The 13,350-nt window shown below is 66.5% G+C and carries 13 protein-coding genes; 7 read left to right on the top strand and 6 right to left on the bottom strand.

The window, feature by feature from the left end:
• The first annotated feature begins 193 nt into the window (after positions 1-193).
• The 5 genes from N8A90_RS23355 (at position 194) to N8A90_RS23335 (ending at position 4,818) form a co-directional block, all read left to right on the top strand.
• Positions 194-943, top strand: a complete 750-nt coding sequence (locus N8A90_RS23355; RefSeq protein ID WP_262077689.1) for an endonuclease/exonuclease/phosphatase family protein — start codon at positions 194-196, stop codon at positions 941-943.
• A complete protein-coding gene (clsB, locus tag N8A90_RS23350; RefSeq protein WP_262077620.1) occupies positions 940-2,178 on the top strand; it encodes a cardiolipin synthase ClsB in 1,239 nt (412 codons plus the stop codon). Before N8A90_RS23355 ends, clsB begins: the two co-directional genes overlap by 4 nt.
• On the top strand, positions 2,178-3,188 hold the full coding sequence (locus N8A90_RS23345) for a lysylphosphatidylglycerol synthase domain-containing protein (RefSeq protein ID WP_262077687.1): 1,011 nt from the start codon (positions 2,178-2,180) through the stop codon (positions 3,186-3,188). Before clsB ends, N8A90_RS23345 begins: the two co-directional genes overlap by 1 nt.
• Before the next feature lie 190 nt (positions 3,189-3,378).
• A complete protein-coding gene (locus tag N8A90_RS23340; protein WP_262077619.1) occupies positions 3,379-4,155 on the top strand; it encodes a TIGR03915 family putative DNA repair protein in 777 nt (258 codons plus the stop codon).
• Between the two features lie 204 nt (positions 4,156-4,359).
• Positions 4,360-4,818 carry a polyhydroxyalkanoate granule-associated phasin gene (locus N8A90_RS23335; RefSeq protein ID WP_262077618.1) on the top strand — a complete coding sequence of 153 codons (459 nt, stop codon included), beginning with the start codon at positions 4,360-4,362 and terminating at the stop codon, positions 4,816-4,818.
• Here the strand turns inward: N8A90_RS23335 and N8A90_RS23330 are convergent, their stop codons facing one another.
• From N8A90_RS23330 to N8A90_RS23315, 4 genes are all read right to left on the bottom strand, one after another.
• Entirely contained in the window at positions 4,819-6,000 is a 1,182-nt protein-coding gene (locus N8A90_RS23330) for a metallophosphoesterase (RefSeq protein WP_262077617.1), read from the bottom strand.
• Between the two features lie 209 nt (positions 6,001-6,209).
• Complete coding sequence (locus tag N8A90_RS23325) at positions 6,210-6,716, bottom strand: hypothetical protein (protein WP_262077616.1); 507 nt, start codon at positions 6,714-6,716, stop codon at positions 6,210-6,212.
• A gap of 136 nt (positions 6,717-6,852) precedes the next feature.
• The gene (locus N8A90_RS23320; RefSeq protein WP_262077615.1) at positions 6,853-7,899 is read right to left on the bottom strand and encodes an RNA methyltransferase; all 1,047 of its coding nucleotides are present in this window, start codon (positions 7,897-7,899) and stop codon (positions 6,853-6,855) included.
• A complete protein-coding gene (locus N8A90_RS23315) occupies positions 7,886-9,028 on the bottom strand; it encodes a YihY/virulence factor BrkB family protein (RefSeq protein ID WP_262077614.1) in 1,143 nt (380 codons plus the stop codon). Before N8A90_RS23315 ends, N8A90_RS23320 begins: the two co-directional genes overlap by 14 nt.
• Before the next feature lie 99 nt (positions 9,029-9,127).
• Here N8A90_RS23315 and N8A90_RS23310 point away from each other — a divergent pair, with 99 nt between their 5' ends.
• On the top strand, positions 9,128-9,469 hold the full coding sequence (locus N8A90_RS23310) for a hypothetical protein (protein ID WP_262077613.1): 342 nt from the start codon (positions 9,128-9,130) through the stop codon (positions 9,467-9,469).
• 168 nt (positions 9,470-9,637) lie between these two features.
• Here the strand turns inward: N8A90_RS23310 and N8A90_RS23305 are convergent, their stop codons facing one another.
• Positions 9,638-10,750 (bottom strand): acyltransferase family protein, encoded by a 1,113-nt coding sequence (locus N8A90_RS23305; protein WP_262077612.1) that lies wholly within the window; start codon positions 10,748-10,750, stop codon positions 9,638-9,640.
• Between the two features lie 230 nt (positions 10,751-10,980).
• Here N8A90_RS23305 and N8A90_RS23300 point away from each other — a divergent pair, with 230 nt between their 5' ends.
• Positions 10,981-11,604, top strand: a complete 624-nt coding sequence (locus tag N8A90_RS23300) for a tyrosine-type recombinase/integrase (RefSeq protein WP_262077611.1) — start codon at positions 10,981-10,983, stop codon at positions 11,602-11,604.
• A gap of 248 nt (positions 11,605-11,852) precedes the next feature.
• Here the strand turns inward: N8A90_RS23300 and N8A90_RS23295 are convergent, their stop codons facing one another.
• Positions 11,853-13,052, bottom strand: coding sequence for an MFS transporter (locus N8A90_RS23295; protein WP_262077610.1), 1,200 nt, complete (start codon positions 13,050-13,052; stop codon positions 11,853-11,855).
• Positions 13,053-13,350 lie beyond the last annotated feature (298 nt).

The following is a 13,350-nucleotide window of genomic DNA, read 5'->3' as shown; positions in this document are numbered from 1 at the left end:
GAAGCCCACCGTAGAAGCCGGTGCTGCATGACGCTGTGAGGCGTCGGGGCGCGGGCCTGTAGGACGGGGCATCGGTCGGGCGAAGACGCTGGGGCGTCCTACAGCGGGAGAGAGGGCATCGCCCTACAAACGAAGCCATGCCTTTTTCTCTTTTGCTGCCGTGAGCGACGCCCCCCCGAACCCCGAGCAGCGCATGCCCCTGTCGCTCAAGGTCATGACCGTGAACACCCACAAGGGGTTCACGGCGCTCAACCGCAGGTTCATCCTGCCGGAGTTGCGCGAGGCGGTGCGGACGGTCGGTGCCGACGTGGTCTTCCTGCAGGAGGTGCAGGGCACGCATGCCCGCCATGCTCGCAAGCACAGCAACTGGCCCGAGGCGCCGCACTACGAATTCCTGGCCGACACCATGTGGCCGCAGTTCGCCTACGGGCGCAATGCGGTCTATCCGAAGGGGCACCATGGCAATGCCGTGCTGTCGAAGTTCCCGATCGCGAGCTACACGAACCACGACGTGTCGATCGCCGGGCCTGAGAAACGGGGTCTGCTGCACTGCGCGCTGCGCGTGCCGGGGCGCGTGGGCGAGGTGCACGTGATCTGCGCGCACCTCGGTCTGGCCGAGTCGCACCGGCAGCAGCAGCTCGAGCTGCTCTGCCACATCGTGCGCGACGAGGTGCCGGCGGACGCGCCTTTGGTGGTCGCTGGCGACTTCAACGACTGGCGCGGCCGGGCGCACGACGTCCTGGCCGAAGGCGCGAGCCTGCGCGAAGTCTTCGTGCACGCCCACGGCGCGGCCGCCAAGACCTTTCCGGCGCGGTTCCCGCTGCTGCCGCTGGACCGCATCTACGTGCGCAACGCCGGCGTGCACGCGCCCATCGTGCTGCCGCGCAAGCCCTGGTCGCACCTGTCGGACCATGCGCCCCTGGTGGCGGAGATCGAGTTGTGAACGCGCGGCGATGGCTGAGCGGCAACGCGCTCGCGCTGCTCGAGAACGGCGAGGAGTTCTTCCCGCGTGTCTTCCAGGCGATCAGCGAGGCCCAGCGCGAGGTGGTCGTCGAGACCTTCATCCTGTTCGATGACAAGGTCGGGCAAGGCTTGCATGCGGTCCTGCGCGCGGCGGCCCAGCGCGGCGTGAAGGTCGACCTGATGATCGACGGCTTCGGCTCGCCCGACCTGTCGCCCGAGTTCATCGGCGGGCTCACGTCGGTGGGCGTGAGGGTGCGCGTGTTCGACCCGGGCCGGCGATTCTTCGGCCAACGCCTCAACGTGTTCCGCCGGATGCATCGCAAGATCGTGGTGGTCGACGGGCATCGCGCCTTCGTCGGCGGCATCAACTACTCGGCCGACCACCTGATGGACTTCGGGCCGAAGGCCAAGCAGGACTATGCGGTCGAGCTTCGGGGCCCGATCGTCGCCGAGATCCATCGCTTCGTGCTCCATGCCATCGCCGTCGGCGGCAAGGGCCCGGGCTGGTTCCGCCGGCGCCTGAAGGCGGCCCACCACGAGGCGCTGAACAGCCCCGTCGGCGAGGCCGAAGTGCAGCTCGTCACGCGCGACAACCGGCGCCACACCAACGACATCGAGCGCCACTACCGCGCGGCCATCCGCACGGCGCGCGAGCGCATCGTCATCGCCAACGCCTACTTCTTCCCCGGCTACCGGCTCATCAAGGAAATGCGGCGCGCCGCGCGTCGGGGCGTCGATGTGCGCCTCATCCTGCAAGGCGAGCCCGACATGCCGATCGTCAAGACCGCGGCCAGTCTGCTCTACCACCACCTCTTGAATGCGGGGGTGCGCATCTATGAATACGGCGAGCGTCCCCTGCACGGCAAGGTGGCGTTGATGGACGACCGCTGGAGCACGGTGGGCTCGAGCAACCTCGACCCGCTGAGCCTGTCGCTCAACCTCGAGGCCAACGTGATCGTGCGCGACCGCGCCTTCAACCAGGTGCTGTCGGAGCGGCTCGATCACCTCATGGAACACGGCTGCAAGCAGATCCAGACCGAAGACCTCACGGAGTGGAGCGCCTGGCGCCTGGTGCGCAGCTTCGTCATCTTCCACATCCTGCGCTGGTACCCCTCGCTCACGGGCTGGCTGCCGCGCCACGCGCCCCGGCTCAAGCCGCTCGATCCGCCGCCCGAGCCGGCCGGCGGTGCCACGCACACCGAGACGGCCGCGTGATGGCCGCGGCCCCGGTCGCTGCCGCCGCCAAGACGACCTCATCCGGCCGGCGGCCCTGGTGGCCGTGGGTCAAGCGCATCGGCACCTGGGTCTTCTTCGCGCTCGTCGTCTGGCTGCTGGTGAAGCAGGCCCGCGGCATCGACTGGGACGATGTGCTGCGCGCCTTCGCGAAACTGCCGACGAGTACGCTCGCCCTGGCGGCCGGACTGGCCGCGGCCAGCTTCGCGCTCTACAGCACCTTCGACCTGCTGGGCCGCCGCCTCACCGGCCACCCCCTCGGCGCCGCCAAGGTGATGAGCGTGACCTTCGTGAGCTACGCCTTCAACCTCAACCTCGGGTCGCTGGTCGGTGGCGTCGCCTTCCGCTACCGGCTCTACTCGCGGCTCGGGCTGGACACCCCGACGATCACCCGCGTGCTCGGCTTCAGCATGCTGACGAACTGGTTCGGTTATCTGGTGGTGGCTGGCGCGGCCTTCTGCTTCTGGCCGCTCGAGCTGCCGGCCGACTGGAAGATCGGCAGCGGCGGATTGCGTGTGCTCGGCGCTGTGTTGCTCGCGATCGGCATCGGCTACCTCGTGCTCTGCGCCACCGCGCACGAAAAGACGCTGCGCCTGCGCGGCCACGCGCTGGAGGTGCCCACGCTGCGCATGGCGCTCCTGCAGCTCGTCCTGTCGTGTGCCAACTGGTCGCTGATGGGCGGCGTGGTGTGGCTGCTGCTGCAGCAGAAGGTGGCGTATCCCGAGGTGCTGGCCGTGCTGCTGGTCGGCGCGGTGGCCGGCGTGATCACGCACGTGCCGGCCGGCCTGGGCGTGCTGGAGGCGGTGTTCGTGGCCTTGCTGTCGCACAGGCTGCCGCAGGGCCAGATCCTCGCGGGGCTCATCGGGTATCGCGCCCTCTACTACCTGGCCCCGCTCGCCATCGCGACCGTCGCCTACGTGGCGATGGAGCTGCGCGCGCGCCGCGCCAGCAGCCCCATCGCAACCCCCAGCAGCAAGGCGCCTCCCCACTGACGCGGCCGCATCGGCGCGGCCCCGAGCAGCCAGGCCGGCAGGGCGGCCACCAGCGGTTCGATCAGCGTGCCCACCACGGCGGCCGTCGGCTTCGAGCGATGGATCGCTGCGCGCCGCGCCGGTGCAGGCCTCGCTCTTTTCCACCTGAGCGCCTACAAGGCGCGCGCGGCACGCACGCGAGATTGCCTGCATGACAACGCAGACCGTCACGCTCGCAGGCGACACCGATTGGCCCGGCTTCCGCAACGAAGCGCGGAGCCTGCTGGCGCGGCAGGTGCCGCCCGAGGCGGTCGTCTGGCACACGCGGGCCAGCGCGGAGGGCGACCTCTTCGCCGCGCTGGAGGCGCGACGCACCGTGGTCGGTCACAGCAGTGCATCCGCCGTCGTGCCACCGGCTTTCGTTCGGCTGTGCGAGATCGTGGTGCTGCATGCGGACCCGGCCCGTTTCGGCATGCTCTACCGTCTGCTGTGGCGTCTGGTGTACGAGCCCGGACTGCGGCACGACCCGCTCGACGCGGAGCGCGTGCGTGCGCAGCACATGGCGCAGGCGGTGCGCCGCGAGATGCACAAGATGAAGGCCTTCGTGCGCTTCAGGCCCCTTGCCCGAGGCGAGGGGCTGCCGCCGCTGCACATCGCGTGGTTCGAGCCCGAGCACCACATCGTGGAGGCGGTGGCGCCCTTCTTCGTGCGGCGCTTCACGCAGATGCACTGGGCCATCCTCACACCGCGCCGGTCGGCGCGCTGGTTCCCGCCGGAGGACGGCGGTGAGGATGCCAAGGGTGGCCACCTCGACATCGGCCCCGGCGCACGGCGCGAGGATGCACCGCCGCCCGATGCGGGCGAGGCGCCGTGGCTCACCTGCTACCAGCCGCTGCAGCGCGCTGCGGCCGGCGTTCCCGACGAGGCGCAGGCCCTGGCTGCATCAGGACCCTGTCATCCGACCCCGTCGAAGCCTTGGCCCCGCTGAAGCAGGCGACCGACCGCTGCCGCGAATGCCCGATGCGATCGCAAAACGCGAAAAAATTGGCGATTCGCCGAGGCATGCGTAGGACGCCCGCCTTTTGAATGCTGCACCGCAGCAAAAAAGGCGGGCGCGGCCTATAGTGGCCCCTTCGCCACCGCAAAAACGCCCATGTCCTCCTCGTTTTCCTCGCGTTTTTTCAATCCCCTCATGCTGTGGGTCGACGTTGCGCTCAAGACCCAGGAGATGCTCCTGTCCTCCAGCTCCGTCATCCAGATTCGCACCGAACGCATGGCCCGGGCCGGCCTCACGCCGAGTGAGGACGACCTGGTCGAGTTCCAGTTGATGGGCCAGGAAAAACTCGCTGCCGCGAGCGAATCCGGCACGGCCATCGTCAACCAGATGCACACCACGGGCTATGCATTGCTCAACCGCTCGATACGCCACTGGCTCAGTGGCGCGACCGCCTGGGCAGGGCTGGCGACCAGTGTCACGCCGGCGCAGGCCGCCGTGCACAGCCACGAGCTGTTCAACGCCGGTCACCGCGCCATCGCCACGGCCACGCAGGTGAGCAGTGCCAGTGCGCGTGTCGTGCAGCGCGGGCTCAAGCCGATCCACGCCAAGGCCACGGCCAACGCGCGGCGGCTCGGCGCCCAGCCCGAGGCCTGATCAGCGCGCGACCAGTCGGAGCAAGGTGATCTCCGACGGCGCGCCGAAACGCTTCGGTGGTCCCCAGTAACCGGTGCCTCGGCTGGTGTAGACCCACATGCCCTCCAGGCGGTTCAGGCCAGCGGTGAAGGGCTGCTGCAGCGGCACGAACAGGTTCCAGGGAAAGAACTGGCCGCCGTGCGTGTGGCCGGAGATCTGCAGCTGGAAGCCCGCTTCCGCCGCGGCCGGGGCGCTGCGCGGCTGGTGCGCCAGCAGCACCCGCGTCGTGATCGCGTCGGGCGCGCCGGCGAGCGCGGCCTGCGGGTCGCTGGCATGCGCGGCGTCGAAGTGCACTGCGGTGTAGTCGGTCACGCCGGCGAGCACCAGCGTCATCGCGCCGACCTCTTCATCGGTCTGCGCCCCCTTGGCGCGCCGGGCCGCCAGCAGCACATGCTCGTTGAGCAGCACCCGCAGGCCGAGCCGGCGCAGTTCGTCGATCCAGGCGTGCGCACCCGCGTAGTACTCGTGGTTGCCGGTCACCACGAAGGTGCCGTGTCGCGCGCGCAGGTCGGCCAGGGGCGCGATGTGGTCGCGCAGCTCGGCCACGCTGCCGTCCACCAGGTCGCCGGTGATGGCGATGGCATCGGCTTCCAGCCGGTTCACCGCGTCGACGATGCGCTGGATGTAGCCGCGCCGGATGGTCGGCCCGACGTGGATGTCGCTGAGCTGCGCGATCGTGAAGCCGATGAGGGCCGGCGGCAGGCCGTCGATCGGCACCTCGACCGTCCGCACCCGCGCGGTGCGGCGTGCGTTGAAGAAGCCGATCGTCGTGACCAGCGTGGCCAGCAGCACGACGGCGACGGCACTCCACCCCTGCGTGCCCGGCCAGTCGACCTGGCCGCCGGCCGCCCACTGGCCCCCCCAGGTGAGCGCGAGCCCCGCATCACGCGCCAGCGTGAGGACGAACATCGACGAGAACCAGCCCATGCTGATCAGGCCGAGCCAGCGCCAGGCATCGGGCAGCGGCGGCCGCGCCGTGCGCAGGCCCACGAAGGGCAGCGGGATGGTCGCCGCGGAGACGACCAGTGCGGCCAGCAGGAGCAGCGCCCCGACCGGCGTGAGCGCGGCCAGCGCCGGCAGCAGCCGCAGACCGATGTAGACATGCAGCAGGGCGGTGAGGATGGACAGGGGGCGTAGCGGCATGCGGGAGCGATCGGAGACGGCGAACGAGACGGAGCGGTGCGCGGGTGGCGCAAGGGAGAAACCCGAGGGGGCGCAGATGCGAGGCGGCAGGGGCGCATTCAAGGCCCGTGCCAGCGTCGAGGGGAGCGGTGGGAAGAATGGCGCCAGGAAGGCGCCGGGGAGCGTGTGGGTGCCCGGGTTGGGTCGCCGCGGCGGACCCCTTCGGTGCGTCAGCGGCGCGCGGCCGAGGCGTCCTGCGTCACGATGGTGCTGCCGGCCAGCGGCGGCACGTCGATGTTCGACGGCCAGACGAAGCGCGCCTTGACCGGCATGCCGTTGAACACGTTCACCTGCTGGGTCAGCGTGATGCCGCCGAGGGTCGCTTCGACGTCGTAAGAGCCAGGCTCGAGCCGCGTCAGCATCAGCGGGCCGGTGGCGGTGGTTTCCATCACCAGCTTGCCGTTGTACTTGTCGCGCACCAGGACCTGCACGTCGGACGGCAGCGTTCCGTGCGCGCCCTGCCCCAGGGCGAATTCGAGCGTCGCGGCCCAGCGCGGCGACACCATCTGCAGGAACTGCGCCTCGGTCTTGTCCGCGCCGCCGCACATGTATTCGACGCCGTCGGCCATGCGGATCGGCGGATTGGCCGCGGCATGCGCGGCAACGAGCGCGCCCAGGGTCAGGGCAGCGGTCGCCAGGGTGCGTGCGACGGCGGAGGTAACGCGGAAGGAGGTCATGCTGTGCCGGAATTCCAGTGCGACGGTGCGTCGGGAATTCTTCCCTAGCAACAATCGGGCACGGTACAGCGTTTACGCGTAGATGGCGTGACAGTCGCCGCTGCCGCCAGCGCGCGATGCGGGTGCAACCGGGTCCTCAGCGGGCGATCGGCGGGGCCGCGACACCTCGGCGAAACGCGATCGGCACCTCGCCGGCGCGCGCGCGCAATTGACCGCAGCCGCCGTCGATGTCCTGCCCGGCCGAGTGCCGCAGCTTCGTGAGGATGCCGCGCGCGTGCAGCGTGCGGGCCATCCCTTCGCAACGCGCCAGCGCGGGGCGGCTGAAGGCCACGCCATCGACGGCGTTGAACGGAATCATGTTGAGCACGCCGTACTTGCCCGACAGCAGCCGCACGATGCCCTCGATCTCGTCGTCGCCGTCGTTGACGCCTTCGAGCAGCGTCCACTGGTACTGGATCGGGTAGCTGGTGGCGCGGGCATAGCGCTCGCCGGCGTCGACCAGTTCCTCGGGCGTCATGGCCGGCGCGCGCGGAAGCAGTTCTCTTCGAAGTTCGGCCCGGGTCGTGTGCAGCGACAGCGCGAGCGCCGGCTTGACGCGCTCCCGATGCAGTCGCTCGAACGCGCGCGGGTCGCCGACGCTGGAGAACACCAGGTTCTTGTGGCCGACGTTGCCCACCGTGCCCAGTAGCTCGATGGCCTCCATCACGTTGTCGAGGTTGTGGGCCGGTTCGCCCATGCCCATGAACACGACCTTGCGCACCGGCCGGCGCAGCCGCGCGAGCGCGACCTGGGCGATGATCTCGGCGCTGCCGACCTGGCGCAGCAAGCCGTCGCGGCCCGTCATGCAGAAGCGGCAGCCGACGGCGCACCCCACCTGCGACGAGACGCACAGCCCGCCGCCGGGCAGCAGCACGCTCTCCACCGTCTGCCCGTCCGCCAGCGCGACCAGCAGTCGCTCGGCGCCACCGTCGCCCGGATGCACGGACTGGATGCGTGCGAGCCCGGCCAGCTCGGCCTCGATGGCCGGCAGGACTGCCATCAGCGATGACGGGAAGAAGCTCGCGGGCAGCCGCCGGCCGCTGTTGCGGGGCAGCGCATGCGACCACAGCCGGAGGATGCGCTGCTCATGGCTGGGCCCCGCGCCGGCCGCGCGCAGCCGCTGCTTGAGTTCATGGATTCGCATGCGAAGGCCCCCCCACCTTCTCGCGCAGCACCCCGTTGATCTCCGCGCCGAAGATCAGCGTGGTCGCGCTGATATAGAGAAACACCAGCGTGGCCACCACGCCCGCGAAGCTGCCGTACAGCAAGGCCAGCTTGCCGGCGCTGCGCAGGGTGTACGACAGCGTCGCGGCGGCCGCCACCCACAGCGCAGCGCCCATCAGGGCGCCCGGCATCACGGTGTAGATCCGCTGGCGGATGTCGGGCAGCCAGCCGTACAGCAGCGCATACAGCACCGTCAGCACGACGTAGGCCGAGCCGTAGCGCACGCTGTTGCGCAGCCATACCGTGTCCTGCCCGGCACCGACGCTCTTCTCGAGCAACGCCCACACATAGGGCATGACCACCACCGAGCTGAAGGCGGCCAGCACGCCGGCACCCACGACGACCGTGAACAGGGTCGACTTGATGCGCGCCTTCCAGAACGGCAGGCCCCGCTCGATGCCGTAGGCACGGTTCAGCGCCGAGCGCACCGCCTGCATGCCGGACGATGCGGTCCACAGCGTGGCGAGCACGCCGATCGTTAGCAGCGCCTGGTTGCGCTGGGCCAGCACCTGCTGGATGACGGGCTGCATCGCGTCGCGCACCACCTGCGGCGCATAGGCGTCGCATAGATCAATGTTCAACTCACCTGGATCGAACAGGTAGCCTTCCGCCCCGACGCCCTGCCATTCACTCTTAGAGAGTGCCGGAGACGTGAAGCGCTTGTCGCCGATGACGGCGGCCTTGATCTGACTGATGCAGCCATGATCCTGCAAATCCAAGTGATCGTTGCCGAGAATCACATCAGCGTGAACTCGAGGATAGAAACAGCAGCGACGCTCGGTGAACCTCTCGCAGAACATGAGTGAGCCGAGCAGTCGAACGATCTCCGGCTTCATCCAATCGACTTCGCTGTACGGGAGATCTTCCTGCGAGCGCCAGGTTGAGCAATGTGTGACAGCAAATACGACCTCTTCGTCAGCGACGAATGCGGCAGTTGGAAAACTGAAGATGCCCCGCGGGTAGTGGCCCGCAGCGCTGAACGGGGTCACCCTATACCGGAGCGATGAGTAGTCATCTCTGTCCGGTTTCGCCTTGATCTTGATTTCCATTGTGATGAAGTCCTGGAATGGCAATCGTAAATGCGATGGCTGCTCTCGGCCACAACCGGCCATTCGACAGAGCCTCTCAATTCGCTACAACTGAAGCCCATGGCTACCTACTACGTCCTTGCCACCGCGACCAAGCCGCTTCCGACATCTGGGGACTTTCTGTGGCCCTACGAGGTTTCACTGGCGTTCGAGGGCGCGCAGCATCCGGTCGGGGTCGCGGAAGGGGTTGGACACGGAGCGGCTGCGGCCTTCCTTGCCGCCGCCGAGGCTCTTGAGCCGTCATGGGCCGCACACTTCGAGAGCGCTGATGCCGGCTGGCTCGTACCTTTCGTGCGGAGGATGGCTGCGGGTGAACGCGTTCAGGCCCAAGAGGTCATCACCGCCTACCGAGACAGGAACGGCTCGGAGCCCAAAGCGTTCGACCACGCGAGCAGTCCCTGAGGCGACCGGCAAAATTCGGCCATCAACGGTCGGTGGCGATGGGCAGCTTCCGGGCGGGCGTCGCGGCACGGCCCGCCAGGGTTCACCCCCGGGGCTGTCGCATCGGAGGCTGGATGTTTTGCAGTCATGTCGCGCCGCGAACTGAGGCGGGATCCAACACTGGCCGTGTTACACCGTAGCGGGCTTCGGGTCGGATTTTGATGCGTTTACCCGCTGATCGCGCCAGCGCAAGAACGGGCGCTCGACGAGGTAGTGCAGAGCTGCCCCAAGCAGAAGAGCGGCGAGCGAATATGTCAGAAACAGGAGTACATCGTAACCCTGCATCGACGGTGCGACCACCGCGTGCACGACATGAAAAGCGATCTTGTGGCTCAGATAGAGGCTGTACGAGATTGTGGCAATCCAGCCCACGCCTGGCGCCCGCCAACGGCCGATAAGACTACGGCGATCTGCACCGGCAAACACCAGCAGCCCGAACCCGAATGACAGCAATGGCCAGCCGAGCGTATTGGCGAGAAGACCCGTGCGGTCGCGAAACAACCAGAACGCCAGGCAGCACACCACCACTCCTCCCAGCAAGAAGGCATTGGAACGTAGCTGCAGACGTGTCCAAATCTGCGGCCGATACACCCGCAGGGTTGCCAGCATCACGCCCATTAGCAGGCCGTCCAAGCGCATCCACGTGGGGTAGTAGAGTTCCTCAATGAACCAGTTGCGCGGCGGATCGATCGCCGTATAGTGCAGCCAAGTTGCGCCCCGCAGTGCAATGCCAAGTATCACCGCGGTCGCGCAAGCGCCTAGGAATCGCGACGCGGATGCTCGCCTCGTCAGCCACCACGCCAGAAGCGGAAAGACGAGATAGAAGTGTTCCTCCACACAGAGGGACCATGCGTGCGAGAACGCCTGGTTGCGGTCGTAGTCGATCAGCAAGTTCATCGTGAACGTAGCGAACTGCCACCACGGCTGAAGCCCTGGCGCTTCGCGCAGAGTCGGGAAGAACGCATAGAGCGCCAACACCACGGCAAAGGGCGGCAGGATGCGCCAAGCACGTCGCGCGTAAAAGTCGCGCACTGAAAAGGCTGCGCTCCGCGGCAGCTGCCGGAGCACCTGCGTGCCGATCAAGAAGCCGCTGAGTACGAAAAAAATATCCACGCCGGCCCAGCCAAAACGCGAAAGCCACTCGAAGGCTGGACCCATCCCGCCAACCAGGAATGAATGGAAAAACATGACCCAAACGATGGCGATGGCACGAAGCAGGTCCAGACCAGGAAGGCGACTCATGGATATCAACGACACAAGTTGGTGTTGGGCAGGGATTGTCAGGGGGGGGGCTGAGTGAATTCACTCAGCCCAGAAAATATTGAGCGAAGGGCTCGCGTCCATCAGCGCATGTTCCGGGTGTCGGCTTTTCGGCTGCGAACCGGATGATGAGGTGACGGACCGCCTTGGGCCCAGCGAAGCCATGTGGGCAGGGGCAAAGTGTCGGTCCCCAAACTGCGTAGGAGACCGACATGGAATCCCCGACCGTCTCAACACCCCGCCCTCCATGGAACAAGGACAAGCTCGTCGGACAGAAGAGGCCTTTCAAGCTCAAGGAGATCTGGGCGATCCGCGTGCGCTTGCAGCTTTCCTGCCGAACCCGCGAACTGGCGCTGTTCAACTTGGGCATTGACAGCAAGCTTCGAGCATGCGATCTGGTCAAGCTACGTGTGCGCGACGTTGCCACCGGTGACCGTGCTGCCGCACGGGCCAGCGTGATCCAGCAAAAGACCGGGCGTCCTGTTCAATTCGAGCTTACGGACCCAACAAGAGAAGCTGTAGCGAACTGGATGAAGGTCGCCCACCTTCGCGCCGAGGACTTTCTGTTTCCGAGCCGGGTGAGTACATCTCCGCACCCTGGAACACGCCAGTACGCGGGCATAGTCGACGGATGGGTCGAGGAGATCGGGTTGGATCCGGCGGCCTACGGCACGCATTCGATGCGGCGCACGAAGGCCTCACTGGTCTATCGCCGAACCAAGAATCTGCGCGCAGTTCAGCTTTTGCTCGGACATACCAAGCTGGAAAGCACCGTGCGCTACCTCTGCATCGAGGTGGAAGATGCGCTGGAGATGGCCGAGCAAACTGACGCATGATGTTCGCGACGCCCGCACGGCGGGCGTTCAAAAAGGCAAAATTCGGCCGAGGCTGTGTGAAAACCCTGTTGGGCAATGTTTTCAGGGGTCCTTGACCCCTTGGCGCATTCGAAAAAGCGCAGCCTGCGCCTATCTGAGAGGTCGAGTTTCGGAGTGATGCCCAGCGAATCGAGTTTTCACACAGCCTCGGCCAGCAGCGGACATTTCACTGGCATCGCACACGTAACAACGACAGCGTAGTACGTCGCTTAGACGAGTTCCGAGCGTTCCTTAGCATGCCAGCCTATGGCAGACAACGCAACCAAGCAGATTGCCGCGCCGGTATAGAAGGTCGAGGCCGCTCCAAAGGCGTCCCACAGGACGCCTGCGAGTGTGCTGGCTGCAAGCATCGCAAGGCCGACGGCGAGGTTGAACACTCCATATGCGGTACCGCGCAAATCCTCAGGTGCAGTGTCAGCCACCATGGTGGCAAGCAGGCCTTGCGTCATGCCCATATGAACTCCCCACAGTGCAACGCCGCTGAACAGGGCAATCCAGTTCATGCCGCTGGCGAGGACGAGGTCGGCGGCCAATAGCACGAGGAGGCCTAGGCCCAAGAGCCGGCGGTGGCTCATCGCGTCCGCCAGTTTTCCGAATGGATATGCGGACGCAGCGTAAACGACGCTCATGGCGACCATCACCAGCGGGACTAGCGCGGGCGGTATGCCGCTCTGTTGGGCGCGCAAGACCAGAAACGCTTCGCTGAATCGTGCCAGCGTGAAAATGGTGCCGACCCCGACCACCCACCAGTAGGCCTTAGGTAGCCGTTTGATGTTCTCTCGGCGAATGGGATTGGTTCTGGGAAGCGACTCATCGCGCTTTGGCTCGCGCAGTCCAAACAACAGGAGCGCTACGGCGAGGAGTGCGGGTATCGTCGCGACCCAGAACACCGCTCGAAAATCGTTGGCCCAGAGCAGCATTAGGCCGACGGCAATCAACGGACCAACGAACGCGCCGACCGTATCGAGCGACTGCCTCAAGCCGAATGCTGCTCCCCGCATGTGCTTGGGGGTGAGGTCTGCCACCAGAGCATCCCGCGGTGCGCCTCGAATTCCCTTGCCGACCCGGTCTAGCAAGCGCGCCGTGACGACCACGCCGAGGCTTGTCGTCAATGCAAACAAGGGCTTGCTGATGGCTCCGAGCAGATAGCCTGCTACTGCCAAGCCTTTCCGCTTGCCCAAATAGTCGCTCAGGGCGCCGGAGAAGACCTTGACGATGAGGGCGGTCGATTCGGCCAGCCCCTCCACGAGCCCGACCGCAAGCACGCTGGTACCGAGCGTCGTGACCATGAACAAGGGAAGCAGGCTGTGAATCATCTCAGAGGAGATGTCCATCAGCATGCTGACAAAACCCAGTACCCAGACCCCCGCCGGAATCTGTCGCAAAGTGGATGAAGCCGGCGGGGTCATGTTGAATTGTCTCCGACCAAGCAGTCTGCGGTTGGCCTGGAATCAACTTTGCATTCCGTGCCGTTGATGGCTGCTCGCACGAAAAGCTCGCACGGGAGCATCACCCCCAATGACTTTTCGACTGCACGTGCAACGGTTGCCGTTCCACCGAACGTCGGCTTCGGAGGAGAGCGTACAGCCGCTTCGGGCCCGAAGCGCCAAGTAGCCGACAGGCTACAGTCGGCCGAGGCTGTGTGAAAAGACTTCCAGTCTCGCTCTTCCAAAATTAAAATCGATGCACCCGTTCTGAGCGAGGTGC

The organism is Variovorax sp. N23 (genome assembly GCF_025486315.1).
GTDB lineage: Bacteria > Pseudomonadota > Gammaproteobacteria > Burkholderiales > Burkholderiaceae_C > Variovorax.
The sequence above is the reverse complement of the archived record's forward strand: the minus strand, read 5'-3'. Positions and strand labels throughout refer to the sequence as shown.

Coding starts and splice junctions, on each gene's coding strand:
- N8A90_RS23355 (WP_262077689.1), top strand. CDS start 194: ATGCCCCTGTCGCTCAAGGTCATGACCGTGAACACCCACAAGGGGTTC.
- N8A90_RS23345 (WP_262077687.1), top strand. CDS start 2,178: ATGGCCGCGGCCCCGGTCGCTGCCGCCGCCAAGACGACCTCATCCGGC.
- N8A90_RS23340 (WP_262077619.1), top strand. CDS start 3,379: ATGACAACGCAGACCGTCACGCTCGCAGGCGACACCGATTGGCCCGGC.
- N8A90_RS23335 (WP_262077618.1), top strand. CDS start 4,360: ATGCTGTGGGTCGACGTTGCGCTCAAGACCCAGGAGATGCTCCTGTCC.
- N8A90_RS23330 (WP_262077617.1), bottom strand. CDS start 6,000: ATGCCGCTACGCCCCCTGTCCATCCTCACCGCCCTGCTGCATGTCTAC.
- N8A90_RS23325 (WP_262077616.1), bottom strand. CDS start 6,716: ATGACCTCCTTCCGCGTTACCTCCGCCGTCGCACGCACCCTGGCGACC.
- N8A90_RS23320 (WP_262077615.1), bottom strand. CDS start 7,899: ATGCGAATCCATGAACTCAAGCAGCGGCTGCGCGCGGCCGGCGCGGGG.
- N8A90_RS23315 (WP_262077614.1), bottom strand. CDS start 9,028: ATGGAAATCAAGATCAAGGCGAAACCGGACAGAGATGACTACTCATCG.
- N8A90_RS23310 (WP_262077613.1), top strand. CDS start 9,128: ATGGCTACCTACTACGTCCTTGCCACCGCGACCAAGCCGCTTCCGACA.
- N8A90_RS23305 (WP_262077612.1), bottom strand. CDS start 10,750: ATGAGTCGCCTTCCTGGTCTGGACCTGCTTCGTGCCATCGCCATCGTT.
- N8A90_RS23300 (WP_262077611.1), top strand. CDS start 10,981: ATGGAATCCCCGACCGTCTCAACACCCCGCCCTCCATGGAACAAGGAC.
- N8A90_RS23295 (WP_262077610.1), bottom strand. CDS start 13,052: ATGACCCCGCCGGCTTCATCCACTTTGCGACAGATTCCGGCGGGGGTC.